This is a genomic window from Lyngbya sp. PCC 8106 (assembly GCF_000169095.1).
Lineage (GTDB): Bacteria > Cyanobacteriota > Cyanobacteriia > Cyanobacteriales > Microcoleaceae > Capilliphycus.
Map to the genome: position 1 here is coordinate 44,020 of NZ_AAVU01000028.1, position 21,345 is coordinate 65,364.

A 21,345-nucleotide genomic window follows, 5' to 3' on the forward strand; every position below is an offset into this window, starting at 1 on the left:
AAGAAAACCAATCAATAGACCCATTAGACCCTTATCCTGGTTATGAAACTTTTAAAACTCCCCCGCATTTTGGCTTTAACATTGACAGTTATTTTGGCTTCTGTCGTTGCGATCGCGCAGACGGTGCTAGGTTTACACCAGACTCCTCGTTTAATCGCTCAACTGATTGGGACTTCCAACTCAACCCCAGTCGAACACCAAAACTCAACCCCCTTTGTGAGTCTAAACCAAATATCGGCGGAGTTGAGTCAATCTGCCATCAATTCAACCTCTGTTAACAATCACCCCTTAATCGCCCAAACTGACTCTCATCAATCCCAAACTCCCTACTCGGGTTGTAACTGTCCTCAATGTCAGGGAGTTAGCATTTAGTTCCTCTTGACTCAAATCTGGTGATCAAATCGGGAGAGAGCAGTAACTTAGTTGACGATTTATGGTACAACACGGTACTATCTGTCAGATCACATCATACATCTATGCAACGAGCTTTTAAAACAAAGTTAAAACTGAATAACAAGCAGAAAACTTTAATGGTGCGGAAGGCACCGACAGGCAAGCACTCGAATTGAATTCGAGTGAACCTGTCGGCTCAACACGCAGGCTATTCTAGATGGGTTTGGAATTGGGCGTTAAACCTTTGGCGTGAAGCTTATGCTGCGGATTTAAAACCCTCTGTTAATAAGCTCAAAAAGTTCTACACCCATCATGTTAAGCCTTACTACCCTTGGATGAAAACCTTGTCCTCAAGGGTTTATCAGTTTGCCTTCATGCACTTGGGAGAAGCATTTAGTCGGTTTTTCAAAGGTTTGGCTAAACATCCTAAATTCAAGAAGAAAGGCAGAAATGATAGCTTTACTCTTGATAATTGCGGTAAGGTTATGCAGTTTTCAGGGACTCGGTTAAAGATCCCCTTCATTGGATGGGTTAGTACCTATGAGCCGTTACCTGAAATCAACACAAAGCGAGTCACGATTAGTCGAGTTGCGGATTCCTGGTATATTTCACTCGCTTATGAATTTGAACCCGAACACACTATAAAATCAAGAGTTTATCTGGGGGTTGATGTTGGAGTTAAGGTATTGGCGACCTGCTCAGATGGGACTGTGTTTGACAATCCTAGAGCCTACAAAAAAGCTACAAAAAAGTTAGCGCGACTTCAACGTGAACTCTCTAGAAAACAAAAGGTTTCAAATAACAGGAATAAAGCTAGACTGAGACTGGCAAAAGCACATGAAAGAGTGGCTAACATCCGAAAAGTGTCAATTCATAAATTGACCTCATGGCTCTGCAAAAATCACGCGGTCATTGGGTTAGAAGACTTGAATGTTTCTGGGATGTTAAGGAATCATAAGTTAGCAGGTGCTATTGCTGATTCGGCTTTGTATGAAATTCGCCGCCAAGTTGAGTATAAGTCCTCGTGGTACGGTTCAATCGTAGTTTTTGCGCTATAGATTCTATCCGTCAACTAAGACCTGTTCAAGTTGCGGACATATTCAAGAAATGTCCCTCAAAGAAAGAGTTTTTAGCTGCGAGGCTTGTGGTATCGTCATCGACCGTGACTTAAATGCAAGCCTCAATTTAGAATGTTATGCCGAAGGCTATTCGGTTTGAGCCTGTGGAATAGGAAGTGCCGACACCCTATGAAACACCAGATTATTGGAAAGAAGCAGGAACGGAACATTAATACGGGTTATACCGCGTTATATCAGTTTTCGATAGCAGTGGAAATACCCTTCATTCTGCTTTCTCCCTTTTGCTAATTTTTCCCCATCAACATCAGGCAGAAGTCAAAAGTAAAAAAGTGTTTTCTGCTTTCTCGATCTCCCTTGAAGATCGCAAACTGCCCAGGATATCGCTCACGTTCACTGGGCAAAATATAACGACTAATTCCTCGGAATATTGCCACTCACCACCTGAGAAAATTCTGTAGGAGTGAGAGACTTTAGCACACTCAACGTATAGGGTGCTTCTCCAATTTCTTGACCATAAGCCGCTTGCAGATAGGGTTTGTATTCTAGATCTTCAGACACATAGGTTCCAAAAAACGCCACACTCAAAGCATTCATATAGTTGCGTGTGACTTCAACTCCTGGCGATAATAATCCACCCATTCCAGGAATTTCACTCACATTCGATTGATTGACATCAAAAAAGTGACTATCGCCGCGTTTAATAACTAAATAACGATTAGATGTCGTGAGCCAAGTAAAGGTTTGAATTTGTTCTATCACAGCAGGTGCTAATAAATCACCACTACTCGCCCCCATCATCACCGGAATCGAAATTTGACTTAATCCTAATTGACCTAAAACACCACTATTAACTGGGTTGAGAACGACAACTGCTTTTACACGCGGATCGCGGAATTGATACTCACTTTGAGGCAATTCTAAAGCCCGACATTGCAAAAACATTGAGGGGTTAACAATTTTATTTTCCAGTGTACAATCAGCTTGTAATTTTTCAAAATCAATGGTTGCTCCTGCTAACGCCAGGGCTGTGTATCCCCCAAAAGAATGACCCCAAACCCCAACTTGTTCTAAGTTTAACTGATTCTTGAGTTCTTTTTTGTTTAACCGTTCTAGGTGATTGAGTAAGTAGGAAATATCGTGAGGACGATCAATAAATTGATTCACTTCAAAGATATCGTTTCTCTCACCTGCGAGTAGTTGTTGTAGCGCTTGATAATCACTACCCGGATGTTGAGGAACTGCAACCGCAAACCCATAAGAAGCGAGATGTCTTGCTAAGTCTTCAAAGCGAGAACGTTCAGAAGCTAAACCATGAGAAATAACAATAACTGGAGTTGATTTTTCGGTTGCGATATTTTCTGCAACCTGATTGGGGAGATAAAGATCCGCCTCAAATTGACGATTTCTCTGCCAATCAAATAAAGATAATGTTTGTTTGGAAACTTCAATTGATCCGCGTTGGCGTAAGTCAGGTATCTGATTAAAATCAACCCCACTAGAAGCCGTGACTTCAGATAAAGCCAATTGTTCTAAAGAGGTAATCACGGTGTCTGTTTGACGAACTAAAGAGACGACTCGTACCATTGTATCGAGGGCTTCTTCGAGATCGAGATGAATGGTTTCTGCGGGGAATTGGCGCAAAATTTCAATAATATTGAAGCCTTCAGGATCTGTAGCGGTTGCTGCAATTATTGCATCATAAATCGCCTCTGAACCGTTTTCTCCAAACTCACTTTGAATCAAACCCCCCAGGTATTCTAGAAAAGAAGCAACCATAGGAGATTTTAAGAGTTGGGTTGCCGCTTTGGTATCAAAAGAGTAACGAGTTCGTAATAATTCTCTGACTTGTCGTTGTTCACTCGGGGTGAACCAGTTGAGATAGGTTTCTAGAGGTTGATTATCGGGGAGTAAACCCGTTTCAGCATAATTTTCTAAGGTGTTGAGGGAAATCTCTAAATTCATTTTTCCGACTGGAAACACAATCGTTTCAGCAGCCCTTACAGGTAAGGCAACCAATACAGCAGGCACAATACTTAAGGCGAGAGATTTTAACCAACCCATAGTTTTAAGCTCTTATTTGAGTCTGACAGCTTATATCTTTATCTTAATTGATTGACTCGGAGAAAATTGTGAACTATAACGTTTGGTTTATCTTTCAATAATAAATATTTAATAATGGTATCTAAAGTCACCATTTGATTGAATTTTCAAGCTCTTTTTTCTTTTGTCTAGGTTTAAATAACTATCTCGAATTGTAAGTTTTTACTTTTGATAAAATTGTAACTGAAATGATCAACAATATTTGTATTACTTAATTCTAGATTATAAAAATCAATTACATCCTGCTCAAAATATGGCCCAGCGTGCCAAGTTCCAACTTCTAGCTTAATAAAACAGTTGCCAGGGATACGGAATGCCTTGAGTTTGTTGATATCGGGTTCATCGCTATCTGAAGGCGGCGCAACGGCCATTAACCAGTCTTTTCCTTCTAATGACCCCAAACATTGAGTACATTCAATATGACGGGTAATTTTGTTAAATTGGCGACCTCTTTTATCTAGCCGCATGATGTAAAATCTCGGTATACCGTTTGCTAGATTCAGTTGAGCATCGGTTTCATCATAAGTTTTGCCGTCTGTTGAGGCGGAAATGACTTGTCCGTAGGGTTTAAATGTTTCCGGGGTAATCCATTCAGCAGTGAGTTGTTGAACGGGAATTGATTCACGCATTAATTTTCCTCTAATATTTAATTGGATTGATCAGAACTTGATTGATATTCAAAACCGTTTTCTTCGGCGTAACGGTTTAAAAATCGCATCACCCGTTCAAAGATTTCTTCAGATTCAACTTCAAACGTACATTCGACTTTGGAAAGTTCATCATCTCCGACATAGAAAAATTTCACTCCGGTTGGGGTAACTTTAATCTCGCCTTCTTCATCCCGTAACCATAAGTTTGTGATTTGTTTGCGATAAGCTCGGAGTTGTTCGACTGCTTGTAAACGCTCAAACGTTAACACCACAATTTTTTTCTCAGAGTTACGCACTTTGCGAAGACTGACTCCACTAATTTCTTCGTCGAGTCCTTTTATAAATTGGATGGATGTAGACACATCTACCACCAGCATAGACTTATACTTTAAGTTTATCAAACTTTTAGACGAAGATTAAACTTTAAAATAATAAGTTTTTATAAGTTAGACTTGAGTAAAAACCAGGTTTTTGAGTTGAGTTAGGTGAATTCAAGAAAGCCGGTTAAGGATTCCACTCCAAAACTATAAGTTTTTAGAAATTCTGTCTCGCCGATATTGAACGATAAAACCCGTTTTTTATCAGCCTAAACACTCAAGTTATTAATGTATTGTTTAATCGCGGGTTGTAGGGTTAAAGTCGAAGATTTATCGAGTAAATTCCGTTTTCTCAGGGATTGTATCGCTTTAAAAAAATCGGAGTCTGATAAAAGTTCGGGGGGTTTATGGCTGATATCTACGGGTTGGTATTGGTTTGCTAACCAGTTAATGAGGATTTTCTCGGATTCTGATAGACGTTGATAATGTTGTTTGAGGATAGGTTCTAAATCTCCCAAAAACAGGGTAGAATAGGAGAGGAATTGTTTGACGCTACCGTTAAATAAATCGAGGATAGCAGTCGCAATTATATTTAACCATAAAGGGTTAGCATTGTAAAGTTCAATTAGCCGTGACCATTGATTTTTGTCTTGGAGTTTTCTGGCGGTTAAAAGTTGGCTAGCCGATTTCCCTAAGCCGGGAATTTGTAAAGTTTTGCAGTAGATATTTTCAGCTTCTAAAGTCGCAATTTCTAATGGTTTTTCCCAACTGAGGAGAAGTAGACAACTGTTGTGGTTTAATTGTCCAATTTCGTTGAGTAATTGACCATAGTTTTGATATTTTGGGCGATAATGTCCGACGAATTCACCAGGGGTTAATGTTTCTTGTAAGTCATCGAGGATAATTAAGCAACGGTAATTTCTCAGATAGTCTAAGATGGAACTACGCGAGTTGAAGTAATTAATAATTGATCGGTTTTGACTGGGTGCGGGTGGGGCGAGAAATTCGATGAGATTAGTTTGTAGAGCGTTCAGAGTGGGAAATTTACGATGACTGCGCCATAAAATGCGAACAAAGTTGTCTTTTATTTGTTCAACCAGTTGTCTAGCGAGGGCGGTTTTCCCAATACCTGATAATCCGGTTATGGTGATAATACGGCTATTTTCTTCTAATATCCACTGTTTGAGGGTAGCCAGTTCGTCGGTGCGGTTGTAGAATCGAATATTTTCTGGCGCTTGGCTGAGATCGTGGTGGGGTTGAGATTCTTTTTTTGGGGTGGAAGGTGATCGGTTTTTGGGTTTTTTTGAGGGATTTTCTGGGTCGTTACAGACATTTATTTGATTGCCAATTTGTATCCCATCATTGTAATAAGAAAATACCCCATTTTCAACCAGCGATCGCACATTCTTTTTTTTAACATCTTCTCCCAACAAATCCGACAGGAGTTTCCATAATTCCGATGCAGATTTTTTCACATGATCGCCACTACAGTGGTATTTCTCAGCGATATCCTTATATCCTTTCCCTTCCCATACCCCCTCCAAAATAGCCCGTTGCAGCGAGTCCAGATGCTTCCCTGTCGTGGTAAATATCAGATGGTCTGTCCACTGCAAAGCTTCTTGCATCTCCATAGCTGTAAATGGGGTTGTAGTTTTGCCTCCTGTAACTGTCAATTATCCCACATTATCCCCCTTTTAACCACCAAATCCCACCTTTTCCCCTTTTTGTACTTTTAACCCCTTAATAAATCCCCCCTAAATCCCACTTTTATGGGGTTGCCAAAGTTGGAATAAATTCAGACAATAATAGACATGGGGAAATACAACTCTGCATCAATTAATTAGGATTAAATCCTTTTAATTTTAACTGTCAATTTTAATCAAAACTTACTCTGGTTCAGGCGAACACGGGTCTGAATTCAGTGAAGAAAAATAGTTAACACACCATTATCTATCCTGTCTTTTGACTGTTGTAAATTCTTTAAACTCTGAAGGAAATATCATTATGCTTTCTGATATCATCACCGAAAACGGGTTGGATTTGGGTATAGCTACGACTGGGAACGACTCTATTATCATGTCTCAGCTTCCCCCAGATCAACTTGCCTATTTCAGCGCTTCACCTTTTCCAGATGCGATCGCACTTTTGCAGGGAGACGATAATTTACTCAACGACAATACTGGACGTATTTTCTACGGAAACCAAGGCAGTGACACCATTATTGGCGGGGGTGGAAATGATACCCTCTTTGGTGGTCAAGAAGATGATTTCCTAGAAGCTGGTGGTGGTAACAGTATTTTATTTGGTAATTTCGGAAATGATACTTTAATTGGAGGGCCGGGAAACGATAGTTTGTATGGCGGCGCGGGTAATGATGTGGTTATTGGAGGCTCTGGAAATAGCATTGTCTCCGGTGATAAAGGATTAGACACTTTAACAGGTAGTGGTGGTGCTAATCAATTTATCCTGGCATCATCGGGGGCTGACCAGGATGTGATTACTGATTTCCAACCCGGTATCGATAAGATGCGTCTCCCCGCAGGTGTTACCTTTGCTGATTTAGAGGTTCGCGGTTCTGGCGCCAATACAGAAATTCTCAGCAATGGTGAAGTTGTGGCAATTCTCAATGGTGTGATTTCTTCTTCTATTAATAGCAATGACTTTATCGCAGCCGGACAAGAAACACCACCCCCACCGCCACCACCGCCAGTCTCAATTGAACCAGGTAATACACCGGAAACTGCTGGCGACCTGGGCTTATTTAGTGGAATTCGTGAGTTTGATAACTTTGTAGGTACTGCTGATAGCGATGATTACTATCGTTTTACGCTGAGTGAAGTACATGAATTTGATTTAGACCTCTTTAATCTCGAACAAGATGCTACCGTTCAGCTATACTTGGGCGAAGAAAATCTAGATGGCACTTTTGATCTCGGACAGCTGATAGAAACTTCAAATAACTGGAGTGATGCAGAAGAATCAATAAGCCGAAGTTTGGGCGCAGGAACTTATTTTGTCAGAGTTTATCCCCGTTATAATGATGTAGACACGAGATACAACTTAAGATTAACTGCAACTCCTACTGGTATCACTGATAGTCCCCAGGATGGCTTGAGTTTCCTCAATTTGGGTTCTCTCAATGGCACTCGTACCTTTACTGATTTTGTAGGGACTGCTGATAGCAATGATTACTATGGTTTTTTGCTGGACGAAGTAAAGGATTTTAATTTAGTTCTTGGGGATCTTGAGCAAGATGCCACAGTTCAGCTATACTTGGGCGAAGACAATTTAGATGGTACTTCTAACCTCGGACGAGTGATAGAAACTTCAAATAACTGGAGTGATGCAGAAGAATCAATAAGCCGAAGTTTGGGTGCAGGAATTTATTTTGTCAGAGTTTATCCGCGTTATAACGATGTAGACACGAGATACACTTTACAACTGACTGCCACTGCTTAAACCATTCCTGTAGGTTAGGTTGAGGCAACGAAACCCAACACCACTATCTCTGATTAATGTTGGGTTTCACTGCGTTTCACCTAACCTACAAACTTGATTGGAAAGTGATGATAATTTTTTGAGTTTAATTCTCTAGATATAGTTAAATGAAAACATTCAATATATTTGCCAGAGCAAGTGACCTAGATTACTCTTGGCAATTAAGAGAAAAAGCAACTGCTACTTTAGAAGATTCTGCAAGATAAGAATGATTTAGTAATTCTATATTTTAGGAGAGAATCCATGAAAAACAAATTTATTTTATCCTTAGCATTTAGCTTGATGATTGGAGGAATTAACCCAGCTAGAGCAAATACTATTTATATAGATAATAAGTGTAATCAAAATCAAAATTTAGGGCAATACGATAGATTCAGGATTTTCTACCAAGCAGAATTTAAGGTCAGTAGTCAAAGCTATTGGTCCTATGCAGACTGATGACCGAATATAGAGTTAGCTTTGCTAATCCTAATCAACCAGAAATAACAAAATTAAAATCAATGAGATTGCCACATACTGATCGACTTAAATAAAACTATGATTCACTAATCAGGAGGATAAAACCATGAAAACGACTAAGATTAATATTCCTAAATACAAGCGATTAACTTTGACTATTTTAGTCAGTTCTACAACAATGCTGACTATATTATTACCAGGATTAGCACAGATAAAACCTGAATATTTCGCTGAAAATACCCAATTAGCCCAAGCTCCAGATCCCTGTCCAGATCCTCCCCGTATACCACCAGCAAAAGAAACAGAAAGAGTAACAGTTTCACGCTTGGGTATTTCATTTAATAAGCCCGTTAACTATCGATTAGAAGAAAATCCACGAGATAATAATTTAATATTGTTATATAATCCAGCAGATGATCATGTAATGGATTGTTATCAACGTAATAGAATAAGAGGTGGGGGTCATCGAACTCTACCTATAGCGATAAGAATAGAAACTTCTCCATCTAATACTTCCCTTCTTCCTGAAATAGGACGAACAATTATCCGTTTAGAAAATATCAGACCAACAACAATTGCTAATCAAAAAGGTATGGTTTATGTCGTTAAGTCAATAATGGGTAGAAGCGACAATCTTGATACTTCTTTAGAAGCAAGTTTTCTAACACCCAATCAGCAAAATAAAATCACAGTTTCCTTTTTTACCTATGGAGAACAAATTTCTCAAGTGGATCAACAAGCATTCAATGTAGTAGTTTCCTCGTTATCTCTGATTTAGCCTTTTATTCTACTTAAATCCAATGAAAATATTCTGTTTTCATCAAAATCAACCTCTTTCTCGAACACTATTCTACTTCAGTCTTTCTCTGATTGGATTAGCCTTGATCTTATGTATGGCGATCGCTTCCGTTAATGCTCAAGCTAAATTAACAGAACAATCCAAAGTGTCTATTTATGGGATTGGCTCAGTACGAGCCGGAATGACAATTGCTGAAGCTTACAGTGCCGCAGGAACTCCTTTGATTAAAGGAAACAGTGGTGGAGAAAGATATGGCTGTTTTTACTATAAACCACAGGGAGGGCCAGAAGGAGTTAGTTTTATGGTCAGAAACGGTAAAATTGCCACAGTTGGTATTAGTAATCAACGGATTACAACCGTTAGTGGAGCAAAAATTGGAGATACGGAGCAAAGAATCTACTCGCTTTATCCTGGGCAAATTCAAGTAACTAAGACTTTTGGAATGGGTAATGCTTTAACATTTATTCCTACTTCTGTCTCAGATAAAAATTATCGTCTTATTTTTGAAACAGATAAAGAAGGTTTTGTTCGGTCTTTTAGATCGGGTCAACTTCCTGAAGTTGAATTTATTGAAGGATGCTCATAAAGTTTACTACAACATCAAGGGCGAGGAAATATGATTTTATATTGGTACCTAACAGCAAAAAGAGAGAAAAGGTATGAGAAAACAAAAGAGAAACTTTTTGGCTACAGTGACCTCTTTGGTGCTTTTCAGTACAGTTTTATTAACAAAAAACGTTTCGGTAAATTCTGAACCTGCACCGATATTTACACCAATTCTCAGAGATATTCAAAATCAACTTCCTAAAGGAATGGTGCTGCGTTTACCTTCTAGGGTAAATATCAGAAATATACCAATTTATCCCCAAGTTGTTACAACTATCCCTGGACGGTTTGCAGTTTCCTTAAATACACAGCCAAACTGTATGGATAGAGTTTGTCAATTGGGAATTATATCAGTTGCTGAGAATCCTGAATCTAATAATATACTGCGTTCTCGTCCAATCTTTTCCAAGACTGATATAGAAAGAATTAGAGCCATTAGACATGAGGTTCAACTTGACTATCAATCGTCCCAATTAAATCCCCTATTTTTTCCGATAAAGGTTCGGTTTCAGGCTGGGACTGAGAAAGTTGATTTACAATCCAATTTTCAGGGGTTAAACCTTGTTTTTGGGCAACTTCTAAGAGAGCTTGGTAAGTTTTTTCAGATAGGGTAATGGTATGTTCTGCCATGATTTTACTCGGTTCGCTTGATATTATTTTAACAACGCTCAATGTTAATTTAAGTTATTTATAATAAATCATATTACGGTGATCACACAAATTCTCCAAAGGTTGTAGCATAAATGTAAAAACTGGGTTTTGTGCGGGAAATTTTGTATCCTCATCGAGATTTCCCTAGAAACCCGCTTTCTTTGTACTTGCAGTGATCGCCCTAGCATAAAATAGAGTGAGTTGACCTTTATCTATAATGAGTGAAACGGTTTATATCGAAACAAGTATCTTGGGGTATCTAACCGCCAGATCAACCAAAAACTTGATTATCGCTGCAAACATGGAGATTACAAGGGACTGGTGGGAACTGCGCCGAAACGCTTTCACTCTCTATACATCAGAAGCTGTTTTAGACGAAGTAGCACAAGGAGATCCGGCGATCGCCGCCCAACGACTACAAATTTTAGGTAATTTTCCTTTGCTAGCCTTGAATCAGGCGGTACAAGGCTTGGCAGCACAATTTTTAGCCCGAACCAATTTGCCCCCTAAAGCCAAGATAGATGCGATCCACATCGCTGCCGCAACCGTTCACGGCATGGATTATTTGTTAACATGGAACTGCAAGCACATCGCCAATGCTCAACTTCAAGGAAAACTAGCAGAAATTAGTCTTGATTTTGGCTATGTTCTGCCTGTTCTATGTACGCCCAACGAACTGATGGGAGATTAGTCCATGTGGAAAGATGAAATTGTCGAAGAAATTCACCAAATTCGTGATAACTATGCCAAGTCTTTCAACTACGATTTGAATGCCATATTTGAAGACCTACGCAAAAAGCAAGCAGAAAGCGGCAAAGAAGTTGTTACTTTGTCGCGCAAACCCGGAGTAAAAAGTCGTTGGAGTAGACCCTATCTTGATGGTGAAACAAAGGAAAACAGCCACCCATCATCAACTTAGCCGTTAGGTTGTTTGAGTCTTGATCGCGTAGCAACAAGTGATCGAATCGGCTCGGGATTGCTAAAAAAATTCCGCTCAATTCTCAGAAATGAAACGTTTTAACTCATCGCTTCTGGGTCAACCATCAGTCTTGAAGTTCAGCAACATGATCATTTTCATACTGTTCAATTAAAACGCCGATAATCTCCATCAGTGAAGCCAGGGGATGCTGTTCAATTTCCCCCACTTCATCAATTAATTTATCCAGCCAATCAACCAGATATTGATAACTCACTTCATCGCGGGGAATGACTAATTTCGTCGCCCGGCGCTGCCACAATTTTTGAGTCTCATCAATCCTCAACATTTTTACTCTCTTCATTGCTTGTGATGAGGTGCATAATGAAACTCAGGGATATTCCCCAATTCTATCATAGTTTTAAATGTCGGCGATCGCACTTTTCAACCCCTCCTCAAAATAACTGCGATCACGCTATTTTTGGGGGAAATCCGTTAGCAACTGGGTTTTTGAGTATTTCTCAGAAGTTACCGAATTTTTGAGTGATCGGATAATATTATTATGGTAATACATGAGTTTATCTTTGATTTTTTGCAATGGCTAAAATGTTTATTGATTTGTTTTCAGGTGCGGGAGGAATGTCCTGCGGTTTAGAACAAGCGGGGTTTGAATGTATATTAGGAATTGACCAGGATAAAGCCTCTTTAGAAACTTTTCAAGCCAATCATCATCACGCTAATATTATTTGTGGAGATTTGCGAGAAATTACACTAGAAGACATTTACGAACAAATTGACAATCAAACCGTTGATTTAATTTGTGGTGGGCCTCCCTGTCAGGGTTTTTCAACGATTGGGGCGAACGATAACCGCGACAAACGCAATTTTTTATTCTTTGAATTTCTGAGAATTGTTACCGCTTTTAAACCGGATTATTTAATCATGGAAAATGTCACAGGGTTACTGTCTCGAAACAACGAACCCACCCTTTCATTAATTCTGAATTCTTTTGCGGAGTTGGGATATACTATCGAAGTCAGAGTTTTAGCCGCCCATCATTACGGAGTTCCTCAAGCGAGAAGACGAACAATCTTTCTCGGAAATCGGTTTGGGGTTCAAAATTGTTATCCCCAAAAACAGTTTAAAGATTCTCCCAAAGATAGCGAAAATTTACCCGCAGCGAGAACGGTTGGTTGGGCGTTTGAGAACTTGTTAGCCTGTCAAAATACAACGTTTAACCACGATATTCAAACCGCAAAAATTACTAACGAACTTGAACGAAAACGAATTCATCACATCCCAGAAGGACAAGGAATTCGCTATCAAAAAGATGAATTAGCCTATCTTCCCCGTGAACTGTGGTTTAATGTAGATTGGGAGAATTTACGAGAACAACGGTTTCGAGAAACCAAATTAAAACGATTGGATAGAAACGCCGTTTCTAACACCATCAACACCAGTCGCACCACTTACTATCATCCCACAGAACATCGCTATTTAACCGTTAGAGAAGCAGCAGCAATTCAATCTTTCCCCCCCGAGTTTATTTTCAAAGGAAGCCTAACCCAACAATGGAGACAAATTGGCAATGCAGTTCCGCCCCTGTTCGCTAAAGCTATTGGAGAAGGAATTTTAAGCTTAGATGAACAAAAACATCAACTCGAAAAAACAGACTTTATTCAAGATATTTCTGAAATTCGATCTAAAGCATTTTCTTACCGAAACTCAGCCCAGTCACCCTTGATCAATTAATCTCCGTTTTATTAGAACGCGGACGCCTCATTCCTTTAGAAATAATCGCCAAGAATACTCCCGTCAAAATTGATAATTCCCAATGAGTCTGAACTGTTGTCAATGTTAGTGAACCCAGAATCAGTAAACCAATGGGTGTATATCGAATCCATTTCATTTTAGACATATCTCTGTCCTTTGTCGTAAAATTTTTAATCACATCAATGTCATTGTCACAACTTTGAATTATACAAGATTTTCAAATGATTTGTACTGAGCTTTTTTTGATATTTATTTTCTGGCAATATCAATCAGTTCTGCAACTCAGAATCCTCCAGAATATTGTTTCTAGTATAATTCATTTGCCTTCAATTTCAGCTTGAGGTTAAATACGTTATGCAAACTTAGAGATGATAGACTCTGGCAGAATCAACTGATGCGTGTATATCAAATCCATGTTATTTTAGACCTATCCCTGCGCTTTGATCTAAAAATTTCAATTACTTTAATACAAATTAGACAGCTTTGAACTATAATATAAAGACTAAACTCATCAATCGGTAGCAAAATACATCCTCTTGTTTGCGAGGCGAATCTGAAAATTAACGATAAAATGACTACAACTCCCCGTCGCTATCACATCACCACCTTCGGCTGTCAAATGAACAAAGCCGACTCAGAACGCATGGCTGGAATTTTAGAAGAAATGGGGTTACTTTTCACCGCAGACCCCAACGAAGCGGATGTCGTTCTCTACAATACTTGTACCATTCGCGACAACGCTGAACACAAAGTCTATTCCTATTTGGGAAGACAAGCCAAACGTAAACACAAACAACCCAATTTAACCCTAATTCTCGCCGGATGTGTCGCCCAACAAGAAGGTCAAACGCTACTCAGACGGGTGCCTGAACTGGATTTAGTCATGGGGCCACAACACGCCAACCGTCTACAAGAATTATTAGAACAGGTTGATGAGGGGAATCAAGTTGTTGCCACTGAACCGATTCATATTGTTGAAGATATCACAAAACCTCGTCGAGATAGTAATGTTACGGCTTGGGTGAATGTGATTTATGGCTGCAATGAACGCTGTACTTATTGTGTGGTTCCGAATGTACGCGGAATTGAACAGTCAAGAACTCCCGAAGCCATTCGCAGCGAAATGGAAGAATTAGGGCGTTTGGGTTATAAAGAAATCACATTATTAGGTCAAAATATTGATGCTTATGGGCGAGATTTACCCGGTTCTACACCTGAAGGACGCCACAAACATACCTTAACCGATTTGTTGTCTTTTGTTCACGATGTCCCCGGAATTGAACGTTTGCGGTTTGCTACCAGTCATCCTCGTTATTTTACCGAACGTTTGATTAAAGCTTGTGCAGAACTTCCTAAAGTTTGTGAACATTTTCACATTCCGTTTCAGTCGGGTGATAACCAAATTTTGAAGGCGATGTCACGGGGATATACTCACGAAAAATATCGTCGCATTATTAATACTGTTCGTGAATATATGCCGGATGCGTCTATTAGTGCCGATGCAATTGTTGGGTTTCCGGGTGAAACCGAAGAACAGTTTGAAAATACTTTAAAGTTGGTTGATGATATCGGATTTGATTTGTTGAATACTGCGGCTTATTCACCGCGTCCAGGAACCCCGGCGGCGTTGTGGGAAAATCAAGTTCCAGATGACGTAAAAGCAGATCGTTTACAACAATTAAATCATTTAGTTGGGGTAAAAGCTGCTGAACGATCACAACGGTACTTCGGACGCATTGAAGAAGTGTTAGTAGAAGGGGAAAACCCCAGAGATCCCTCTCAGGTGATGGGACGGACACGGGGAAACCGTTTAACCTTTTTTGTGGGAAATCTTGCGGAATTGAAGGGTAAAGTCTTGAAAGTGAAAGTAACAGAAGTGCGGCCGTTTAGCCTCACTGCTGAAGCAATTGAGTTATGTTTAAGCCGATGATTACTAAAATTATTAAAGCAAATCCTAGCAACGTTCGCAAGTTAAGTGCGTTGTTAATGTTGGGTGTAATTTGGATGGGAACGATGGCTTGTGAAAGTTCATCTTTGGTCTTTAAACAAAATCCGACAAAAACGGCTTTCTTTGATCAAAACTCGGTTCCCAGTTTACCTCAACCCATAGAAAATGGTGATTATCGTCGTTCATCTCAGATGACTTGGGAAGCTGTTGATGCTGACCCCAATGGGTTGAATTGTCATTCTCTCGATCTAACCTACGAACAACTGATTGATCCTCGCAATTCGGTTGAATTTAATATTGGAAAGTGGCCTGTAGTTGGGGCTTTGAAACAAGGACAAGACTTTGAAATTAATCCGGGTCCTGCTGGATTTGGGGTGGTTTATGATACCAAACAAAACCCCTGGATGTATGTAGAAAATATCGCCGGAGAAAACGGCCCAAGTAATTGTTTTGTGCGGGCAAATCGTCGCTTTGTTCAGCCGATTTCAGTGAATGTTTTTAATCAAGGGTGAACTACCCATCACCAACGCTATTCGCTTATGGCGTGGGCTTCTGATTTCGCAGGGGAACGCCTCAGCTTAGACTTTCGTCCCGGCTTTGGTCTGACTTCCCCGACCTCAGCAGCAGTCCCGGTTCCCGAGACTGATAGAATTCTAATGCCTTCTGCTCTGATATTTATCGCCGCGTTTTCGTCTCTGTCGTGATGAGTGCCGCAATTTGGACAAGTCCAACTTCTGATCTCTAGCGGCATTTCACCAATTTGATAATGACAATTTGAGCAGAGTTTTGAACTGGGAAACCATCGATCAATTTCTATCAATACCTTGCCCTCTTTCTCGAGCTTATAAGACAAGAAGTTGACAAACGTTCCCCATCCAACTGTCTGCCGATAAGGGGTCGCCCGTTATAACCCTCCGGGTTTAACGGGTGGGGAATTATCGGATAGGGTCTTGATCTTCGACATATTTTTTTAACTGTTCGACAGTTACGCCTCCACAAGAAGCCAGAAAGTATGAGCCAGTCCAGAAAACTGGCTTTTTGTAAAACTTAGCCAGATGTTCAGGATATTCTTTTCGGATTAATCGACTAGATACTGTTTTCAAGTTAGCGATTAATTTACTTAGATGAACTTGAGGGGCGTAGGTGAACAGTAAGTGAACATGATCACTTTCTCCGTTGAATTCAATTAATCTACATCCCCACTTCTGGAAGGTTTCATTAAATATTATGTTTAACCTATCTAGCATCTGTTGTGAAATGGCTTTTTTACGGTATTTTGTCACCAAAACCATGTGAGCGGCAAGAGAATAGACAGACCTAAAACCTTTTTCGTAGTTGGTTGTCATAAAAAGCGGTAAATGATCTGATCAGGTCTATGATAATCACTCACTGCTACAAAATCAAGCCGAGTCAACAGCAAATCGACCAGATGGAATACTGGTGTGCGATTCGTTGGGTATAAACCAACACATTTTGCGTGTTTGGGGGACTGCCCGGAAGGTTAACAACCTTTACAACTAAATGTTCATGCAGGTGCAAGTAAGTATCAATGGATACTCGCCAAGTCCTGCCCTACAGGTGCGGTAGTGAAAGCATCATCCCTGGGTTCGCGACTAGCCATCAAAGCCTAAAGCGGGATGAAAAGGAGGTAAGCTAATAGCCTAAATTGGTATCCCTTCGAGCAAAGTACCTATGAGTAACGTGCATTGAAGATGCGTCCGAATCATCGTCATCCATAACCAGCTAAAAGGCTGATAAGCTGGAACCAAAAGGTAAAGGATATGGAGTCAGCATTATCAGTTTGACTGACCAGCACTTCCCTAAAACCCGGTGAAAAGCATCACTCTAAAGGTATATAGAATATGAACATTTGGAACGAAGTAACCTCTAATATGCTCTTGTAAGGTCAATTTACAAGTAGGTGCGTTCCCGTATGCTGCTAGTAGGAAAGATGATGTAAAAAGCGAATGCTAGAAGTAACTATCTAGATATGCTGACGTACATCCGATGATTTGGAAGATAGAGACTCAAGTAGGAGTACAAATGTCTAAAACCAGTTCAATTAATGACACTAGGGTGGAATGGAATGCGATTAACTGGCGCAAGCTAGAACGTCGTGTTTATAAGCTCCAAAAACGTATCTATCAAGCCTCTAATCGTGGTGATGTAAAAGCAGTTCGCAGACTCCAAAAAACGCTGATGAGGTCTTGGTCTGCAAGATGTTTAGCGGTGCGTAGAGTTACCCAGGACAACCAGGGGAGAAAAACTGCTGGTGTGGACGGCGTTAAATCGTTGACCCCAAAGCAAAGAGTAGCCTTGACTGGAAAACTAAAATTGGGTTCAAAGGTCAGCCCGACCCGGAGAGTTTGGATAGACAAACAAGGGTTGGATGAGAAGCGACCTTTAGGAATACCTACCATGTATGACCGCGCATTACAGTCGCTTGTCAAAATGGCTCTAGAGCCATTTTGGGAGGCGAAATTTGAGCCTAACTCATACGGGTTCAGACCGGGCCGCTCATGTCAAGATGCAGTTGCAGCAATATTCTCAGCAATCAATAAAAAGCCGAAATTCGTGCTAGATGCTGATATCGCAAAATGCTTCGACTGTATTGACCACAAACGACTCTTAGAAAAATTAAATACATTCCCTACCCTGTATCGACAAATTCGATCATGGTTAAAAGCGGGAGTGATGGATGGTACTGAGTTGTTCACAACATCTGAGGGTACGCCACAGGGCGGAGTCATCTCTCCGTTACTGGCTAACATTGCCCTTCACGGAATGGAATATCGGATTAATCAATTCGCAAAAACCCTCAACATACAAAATCAAAAGGGTCATCAAGTAAGCTGGCAAAGCAAAGTCGGTTCATTAAATATAATCCGATACGCCGACGACTTCGTGATTCTCCACGAGGACTTAACCGTTGTCCAAAGATGTAAAGAAATTATTTCGGAGTGGTTAAACGACATGGGTTTGGAATTAAAACCAAGAAAAACGAGATTAGCTCACACACTTAATAGGTATGAGCAAGAAAAACCCGGATTCGATTTTCTAGGGGTCAACATCCGGCAATTTAATGTCGGAAAATATCACTCTAAGCAAGGTTTTAAGACCATCATCACCCCAAGTAATAAAAGCATAAAGGTACATTACGATCAAATCGCAAAAGTAATTGATACTCACAAATCGGCAAGTCAAGAGGCGTTAATAAAACACCTAAACCCAATTATCCGAGGATGGAGTAATTACTATGCGTCTCAAGTAAGCAAGGTGGCTTATAAGAAATTAGACTACCTCCTGTACCAAAAGCTAGAAACTTGGGCAAACAGTCGTCACCCAAACAAGGGCAAAAGATGGGTAGCCAACAAATATTGGCACAGAACAGGCAACGCTAACTGGGTGTTCTGTTCCATGAAAAATGGAGAAATTACAGCCCGATTACTTAAACATGATGCGACACCAATTGTCCGCCATGTGAAAGTAAAAGGTAATGCCTCGCCCTATGACGGAAACTTAGTATACTGGAGTTCAAGAATGGGGAAAAACCCAGAAATGCCAACAAGAGTTGCAAAACTTTTGAAGGTACAAAAGGGTAAATGTACCCACTGCGGATTGCACTTCCGTTCTGGAGATGTAATGGAAGTAGACCACATCATCCCTAAGTCGAAAGGTGGGTGGGATGAACACAAAAATCTACAACTGTTGCATAGACATTGCCACGATAAAAAGACCCGTTTCGACGGTAGTTTAAGAGGTACTCGTAACAAGAGCCAAGTCATTGAGGAGCCGGATGAGGTGAAAGTCTCACGTCCGGTTCTGAAGACGAGTCAGAGAGGTGACTCTCTGGCTTAGTTTAATTAGAGTTGTTGCGACGGCACTGGAATTACGCACTCGGTCAGCGTCTAGACTGGTTAATGAGAACCCGTTGTTATGTAGATCGATGCTCGATAGTTTCATGCCCTATTGGTGAGATCCCTGCAAGAGTTGATTATTACTCTCAGCAATCAGAACTCAAGGAAACCAAAAAGCTTTTTCCCGACTACAAAGAGATTTATTCTGAAGTTCAACAGATTAACTTACAACGACTTAAGAAATCTTGGGAACGTTGGTTAATCCCGGACAAGTCGGGGAAACGTGGTGGTAAACCTCGGTTTAAGAAAGTAGGTTTTTTAAGATCATTTGGTTTCAGTCGGGTAAATCATGCTAAAGCTGCCATAAAGTTTGATGGAAAAAACATCATTACAACTCGAATCGGTATTATACCTGTTGTTGTTCATCGACCTATTCCTAATGGTTTTGTAATCAAGACAGCAACAATTATAAAAAAAGCCGATGGTTGGTATGTTGCTTTCAGTTTAAAAGATGATTCTGTTCCCGAATTAATACCAGTTGAACAAATCAAAACTGGGGTTGGTATCGATGTTGGTTTAAAGGAATTAGCTGTTACATCATCTGGTGAAACTTTTCCTTTTAAACGTTTTTACCGTAATGCTCAAGCTCAACTAGCGACGTCGCAACGAAGGTTATCAAGGAAGCAGAAACGTTCTAAGAACTACCTAAAACAACTCAACCGAGTTCAAAGAATTCATCAAAAAATACAGCGACAACGTAAAGAACAGCATTATAAAATAGCTCATTCTTTGGTTGATCGATACGACTTGATTGCTGTTGAGGATTTGAACATTAAAGGGTTGGCACGGACACCTTTAGGTAAATCTATTCTTGATGCGGGATGGGGAGGATTTTTAACAATATTGGAAGCAGTAGCGGTAAAACGCGGCGTTCATTTTGTTAAAGTCTCTGCCTATAGAACTACTCAAGAATGCTCAACCTGTGGTGCAATTGTGCCGAAGGATTTGTCGATCAGGACACATGAATGCCCGAAATGTAACACAGTTTTAGATCGTGATGAAAATGCGGCGATTAATATCTTAAATCGAGCATTAAACGAGGCAGGTATTGTCTTGTCTGCCTGGGTCGGCTTAGTCGATAGACAGCCTTTGAAGCAGGAAACTTCTAAAACAGAAAAGTATATTCAGCTTTCTCTATTTTAGAAGCCCCCGGTATAATTTTCAATTTACCGGGGGAGAACTTCACCATCAGAAATTGCTTTGGCTAATTTATGGTTGCTCACCATACCCTTAGTATTTAGTGATTCGACTACGATGACTTGGTTATCGTCAACAAGTTGTCCAGACAACTTATGCAAGTAGTCTTGACGGACATTGCTAATTCGTTCGTGAACCCTAGCAACAAGTTTTCTAGCTTTGTCTCTGGACTTACTTCCTTTCTGTTTCTTGGCTAATTTTTGCTGTTTTCTCTTTAGGTTGCGCTCATGCTTGGCTAAATGTTTGGGATTTGCGAACTTGGATGTTTTCAACCCGTCATTAACGATAGCAAAATCTTTGAGTCCTAAGTCAATACCCGCCACCTTCCCTTCGCTATTAGGCGATTGATTATCCCCTTCTAATTCCACCAATACCGACGCATAATATTTTCCTGATGGAGTCGTGCTGACGGTTACGGTTTTGATTTTTCCTTCAATTGGTCGATGAAGCTTTGCTTTAATGATGCCTACTCGACCGGGAAGCTTTAAACAAGCATCGACAATTTTTGTAGACTGAGGATACTGGATTGACTGCCTATTCTTCTTTGCCTTGAACCTCGGGTATCTTGCTCGACCTTCAAAGAAGTTTTTATAGGCAGTCACCAAATTTAATGTAGTTGCCTGCAATACTTGAGAGTAGCATTCAGACAACCAAGTGGTTCCTTCTTCCTTTTTGAGCTTAGGAAGCATTGAGTTCAACGCCGACTGATTCAAGCTTTTGCCCGTCGCTTTGTATGTTTCTATGCACAAATTGAGCGCATAATTCCACCAAAAACGGGAACAACCAAAGTGTTGAGCTAGTATCTGCTTTTGTTCAGTTGTCGGATATAACCTCACCTTGATGGCTTGATGTCGCATTGCATTCACCTCCTCTTTACTACTAGAGTACAAAGGTGGTAAGAGTTCAAAATTGCAATTCATCCCATCTCCAACACTCTGTTTTTGGAGTAGGACTTCTTGCAAAATTTAGTTAAAAAAGTCTAAGTCGGGGCAATTCATCAAGTCTTTTATAAAAATTTTAACCGATTACAACCTAAATAAAC

General features: G+C 40.2%; 21 protein-coding genes and 3 pseudogenes. 14 read left to right on the plus strand and 10 right to left on the minus strand.

Going from position 1 to position 21,345, the window contains the following annotated elements; translation table 11 throughout:
• Nucleotides 1-42: 42 nt before the first annotated feature.
• Both L8106_RS18215 and L8106_RS18220 read left to right on the plus strand, forming a co-directional pair.
• Nucleotides 43-372: a hypothetical protein gene (locus L8106_RS18215; RefSeq protein ID WP_009785867.1), complete on the plus strand. Its 330-nt coding sequence runs from the start codon at nucleotides 43-45 to the stop codon at nucleotides 370-372.
• Nucleotides 373-476: 104 nt separating this feature from the next.
• Nucleotides 477-1,611 (plus strand): annotated as a pseudogene (locus L8106_RS18220) (RNA-guided endonuclease InsQ/TnpB family protein).
• A 272-nt stretch (nucleotides 1,612-1,883) separates the two neighbouring features.
• On the opposite strand, the gene L8106_RS18225 reads toward L8106_RS18220, so the two are convergent.
• From L8106_RS18225 to L8106_RS18240, 4 genes are all read right to left on the minus strand, one after another.
• Nucleotides 1,884-3,533, minus strand: a complete 1,650-nt coding sequence (locus L8106_RS18225) for an alpha/beta hydrolase (RefSeq protein WP_009785869.1) — start codon at nucleotides 3,531-3,533, stop codon at nucleotides 1,884-1,886.
• 173 nt (nucleotides 3,534-3,706) lie between these two features.
• Nucleotides 3,707-4,201, minus strand: coding sequence for an ureidoglycolate lyase (locus L8106_RS18230; protein ID WP_009785870.1), 495 nt, complete (start codon nucleotides 4,199-4,201; stop codon nucleotides 3,707-3,709).
• Between the two features lie 17 nt (nucleotides 4,202-4,218).
• The gene (gene psb28 / locus L8106_RS18235) at nucleotides 4,219-4,584 is read right to left on the minus strand and encodes a photosystem II reaction center protein Psb28 (RefSeq protein WP_039896645.1); all 366 of its coding nucleotides are present in this window, start codon (nucleotides 4,582-4,584) and stop codon (nucleotides 4,219-4,221) included.
• Between the two features lie 224 nt (nucleotides 4,585-4,808).
• A complete protein-coding gene (locus L8106_RS18240; protein WP_009785872.1) occupies nucleotides 4,809-6,170 on the minus strand; it encodes an AAA family ATPase in 1,362 nt (453 codons plus the stop codon).
• A 373-nt stretch (nucleotides 6,171-6,543) separates the two neighbouring features.
• On the opposite strand from L8106_RS18240, the gene L8106_RS18245 reads away from it, so the two are divergent.
• The 4 genes from L8106_RS18245 (at nucleotide 6,544) to L8106_RS18260 (ending at nucleotide 9,881) form a co-directional block, all read left to right on the plus strand.
• Entirely contained in the window at nucleotides 6,544-7,998 is a 1,455-nt protein-coding gene (locus L8106_RS18245) for a calcium-binding protein (RefSeq protein WP_009785873.1), read from the plus strand.
• 282 nt (nucleotides 7,999-8,280) lie between these two features.
• On the plus strand, nucleotides 8,281-8,475 hold the full coding sequence (locus tag L8106_RS18250; protein WP_009785874.1) for a hypothetical protein: 195 nt from the start codon (nucleotides 8,281-8,283) through the stop codon (nucleotides 8,473-8,475).
• A gap of 127 nt (nucleotides 8,476-8,602) precedes the next feature.
• Nucleotides 8,603-9,274 carry a hypothetical protein gene (locus tag L8106_RS18255; protein WP_009785875.1) on the plus strand — a complete coding sequence of 224 codons (672 nt, stop codon included), beginning with the start codon at nucleotides 8,603-8,605 and terminating at the stop codon, nucleotides 9,272-9,274.
• Nucleotides 9,275-9,296: 22 nt separating this feature from the next.
• On the plus strand, nucleotides 9,297-9,881 hold the full coding sequence (locus L8106_RS18260) for a hypothetical protein (RefSeq protein WP_232228522.1): 585 nt from the start codon (nucleotides 9,297-9,299) through the stop codon (nucleotides 9,879-9,881).
• A 455-nt stretch (nucleotides 9,882-10,336) separates the two neighbouring features.
• Here L8106_RS18260 and L8106_RS18265 read toward each other — a convergent pair whose 3' ends face one another.
• A complete protein-coding gene (locus tag L8106_RS18265; protein ID WP_009785878.1) occupies nucleotides 10,337-10,531 on the minus strand; it encodes a hypothetical protein in 195 nt (64 codons plus the stop codon).
• Between the two features lie 238 nt (nucleotides 10,532-10,769).
• On the opposite strand from L8106_RS18265, the gene L8106_RS18270 reads away from it, so the two are divergent.
• Nucleotides 10,770-11,243 carry a type II toxin-antitoxin system VapC family toxin gene (locus L8106_RS18270; RefSeq protein WP_009785879.1) on the plus strand — a complete coding sequence of 158 codons (474 nt, stop codon included), beginning with the start codon at nucleotides 10,770-10,772 and terminating at the stop codon, nucleotides 11,241-11,243.
• 3 nt (nucleotides 11,244-11,246) lie between these two features.
• Nucleotides 11,247-11,471 carry a hypothetical protein gene (locus tag L8106_RS18275; RefSeq protein WP_009785880.1) on the plus strand — a complete coding sequence of 75 codons (225 nt, stop codon included), beginning with the start codon at nucleotides 11,247-11,249 and terminating at the stop codon, nucleotides 11,469-11,471.
• Between the two features lie 124 nt (nucleotides 11,472-11,595).
• Here the strand turns inward: L8106_RS18275 and L8106_RS18280 are convergent, their stop codons facing one another.
• Nucleotides 11,596-11,832, minus strand: coding sequence for a hypothetical protein (locus L8106_RS18280; RefSeq protein ID WP_232228523.1), 237 nt, complete (start codon nucleotides 11,830-11,832; stop codon nucleotides 11,596-11,598).
• A gap of 20 nt (nucleotides 11,833-11,852) precedes the next feature.
• Here L8106_RS18280 and L8106_RS32360 point away from each other — a divergent pair, with 20 nt between their 5' ends.
• Nucleotides 11,853-12,011 carry a hypothetical protein gene (locus tag L8106_RS32360; RefSeq protein WP_009785882.1) on the plus strand — a complete coding sequence of 53 codons (159 nt, stop codon included), beginning with the start codon at nucleotides 11,853-11,855 and terminating at the stop codon, nucleotides 12,009-12,011.
• A 54-nt stretch (nucleotides 12,012-12,065) separates the two neighbouring features.
• Nucleotides 12,066-13,220, plus strand: coding sequence for a DNA cytosine methyltransferase (locus L8106_RS18285; protein WP_009785883.1), 1,155 nt, complete (start codon nucleotides 12,066-12,068; stop codon nucleotides 13,218-13,220).
• On the opposite strand, the gene L8106_RS33105 is transcribed toward L8106_RS18285, so the two are convergent.
• The gene (locus L8106_RS33105; protein ID WP_198012971.1) at nucleotides 13,213-13,386 is read right to left on the minus strand and encodes a hypothetical protein; all 174 of its coding nucleotides are present in this window, start codon (nucleotides 13,384-13,386) and stop codon (nucleotides 13,213-13,215) included. The genes L8106_RS18285 and L8106_RS33105 overlap by 8 nt on opposite strands.
• Nucleotides 13,387-13,812: 426 nt before the next feature.
• Here L8106_RS33105 and miaB point away from each other — a divergent pair, with 426 nt between their 5' ends.
• Nucleotides 13,813-15,171: a tRNA (N6-isopentenyl adenosine(37)-C2)-methylthiotransferase MiaB gene (gene miaB, locus L8106_RS18290; protein ID WP_009785885.1), complete on the plus strand. Its 1,359-nt coding sequence runs from the start codon at nucleotides 13,813-13,815 to the stop codon at nucleotides 15,169-15,171.
• Nucleotides 15,168-15,701, plus strand: coding sequence for a hypothetical protein (locus tag L8106_RS18295; RefSeq protein ID WP_009785886.1), 534 nt, complete (start codon nucleotides 15,168-15,170; stop codon nucleotides 15,699-15,701). Before miaB ends, L8106_RS18295 begins: the two co-directional genes overlap by 4 nt.
• 17 nt (nucleotides 15,702-15,718) lie before the next feature.
• On the opposite strand, the pseudogene L8106_RS30780 reads toward L8106_RS18295, so the two are convergent.
• Both L8106_RS30780 and tnpA read right to left on the minus strand, forming a co-directional pair.
• Nucleotides 15,719-16,069, minus strand: a pseudogene (locus L8106_RS30780) (RNA-guided endonuclease InsQ/TnpB family protein); the annotation flags it as partial.
• A gap of 55 nt (nucleotides 16,070-16,124) precedes the next feature.
• Entirely contained in the window at nucleotides 16,125-16,535 is a 411-nt protein-coding gene (gene tnpA / locus L8106_RS18305; RefSeq protein ID WP_009785888.1) for an IS200/IS605 family transposase, read from the minus strand.
• 697 nt (nucleotides 16,536-17,232) lie between these two features.
• Between tnpA and ltrA the strand changes: the two genes are divergently transcribed.
• Both ltrA and L8106_RS18315 read left to right on the plus strand, forming a co-directional pair.
• Nucleotides 17,233-19,047 carry a group II intron reverse transcriptase/maturase gene (gene ltrA / locus L8106_RS18310; RefSeq protein ID WP_050779144.1) on the plus strand — a complete coding sequence of 605 codons (1,815 nt, stop codon included), beginning with the start codon at nucleotides 17,233-17,235 and terminating at the stop codon, nucleotides 19,045-19,047.
• Between the two features lie 14 nt (nucleotides 19,048-19,061).
• The gene (locus L8106_RS18315; protein WP_255348895.1) at nucleotides 19,062-20,249 is read left to right on the plus strand and encodes a transposase; all 1,188 of its coding nucleotides are present in this window, start codon (nucleotides 19,062-19,064) and stop codon (nucleotides 20,247-20,249) included.
• Between the two features lie 44 nt (nucleotides 20,250-20,293).
• Here L8106_RS18315 and L8106_RS18320 read toward each other — a convergent pair.
• Nucleotides 20,294-21,160 (minus strand): annotated as a pseudogene (locus L8106_RS18320) (RNA-guided endonuclease TnpB family protein); the annotation flags it as partial.
• Between the last annotated feature and the right edge of the window lie 185 nt (nucleotides 21,161-21,345).

Excerpts from the sequence above, each read along its gene's own strand:
- L8106_RS18215 (WP_009785867.1), top strand. The coding sequence starts at position 43 with ATGAAACTTTTAAAACTCCCCCGCATTTTGGCTTTAACATTGACAGTT.
- L8106_RS18225 (WP_009785869.1), bottom strand. The coding sequence starts at position 3,533 with ATGGGTTGGTTAAAATCTCTCGCCTTAAGTATTGTGCCTGCTGTATTG.
- L8106_RS18230 (WP_009785870.1), bottom strand. The coding sequence starts at position 4,201 with ATGCGTGAATCAATTCCCGTTCAACAACTCACTGCTGAATGGATTACC.
- L8106_RS18240 (WP_009785872.1), bottom strand. The coding sequence starts at position 6,170 with ATGGAGATGCAAGAAGCTTTGCAGTGGACAGACCATCTGATATTTACC.
- L8106_RS18245 (WP_009785873.1), top strand. The coding sequence starts at position 6,544 with ATGCTTTCTGATATCATCACCGAAAACGGGTTGGATTTGGGTATAGCT.
- L8106_RS18250 (WP_009785874.1), top strand. The coding sequence starts at position 8,281 with ATGAAAAACAAATTTATTTTATCCTTAGCATTTAGCTTGATGATTGGA.
- L8106_RS18255 (WP_009785875.1), top strand. The coding sequence starts at position 8,603 with ATGAAAACGACTAAGATTAATATTCCTAAATACAAGCGATTAACTTTG.
- L8106_RS18260 (WP_232228522.1), top strand. The coding sequence starts at position 9,297 with ATGAAAATATTCTGTTTTCATCAAAATCAACCTCTTTCTCGAACACTA.
- L8106_RS18265 (WP_009785878.1), bottom strand. The coding sequence starts at position 10,531 with ATGGCAGAACATACCATTACCCTATCTGAAAAAACTTACCAAGCTCTC.
- L8106_RS18270 (WP_009785879.1), top strand. The coding sequence starts at position 10,770 with ATGAGTGAAACGGTTTATATCGAAACAAGTATCTTGGGGTATCTAACC.
- L8106_RS18275 (WP_009785880.1), top strand. The coding sequence starts at position 11,247 with ATGTGGAAAGATGAAATTGTCGAAGAAATTCACCAAATTCGTGATAAC.
- L8106_RS18280 (WP_232228523.1), bottom strand. The coding sequence starts at position 11,832 with ATGAAGAGAGTAAAAATGTTGAGGATTGATGAGACTCAAAAATTGTGG.
- L8106_RS32360 (WP_009785882.1), top strand. The coding sequence starts at position 11,853 with ATGAAACTCAGGGATATTCCCCAATTCTATCATAGTTTTAAATGTCGG.
- L8106_RS18285 (WP_009785883.1), top strand. The coding sequence starts at position 12,066 with ATGGCTAAAATGTTTATTGATTTGTTTTCAGGTGCGGGAGGAATGTCC.
- L8106_RS33105 (WP_198012971.1), bottom strand. The coding sequence starts at position 13,386 with ATGTCTAAAATGAAATGGATTCGATATACACCCATTGGTTTACTGATT.
- miaB (WP_009785885.1), top strand. The coding sequence starts at position 13,813 with ATGACTACAACTCCCCGTCGCTATCACATCACCACCTTCGGCTGTCAA.
- L8106_RS18295 (WP_009785886.1), top strand. The coding sequence starts at position 15,168 with ATGATTACTAAAATTATTAAAGCAAATCCTAGCAACGTTCGCAAGTTA.
- tnpA (WP_009785888.1), bottom strand. The coding sequence starts at position 16,535 with ATGACAACCAACTACGAAAAAGGTTTTAGGTCTGTCTATTCTCTTGCC.
- ltrA (WP_050779144.1), top strand. The coding sequence starts at position 17,233 with ATGTCTAAAACCAGTTCAATTAATGACACTAGGGTGGAATGGAATGCG.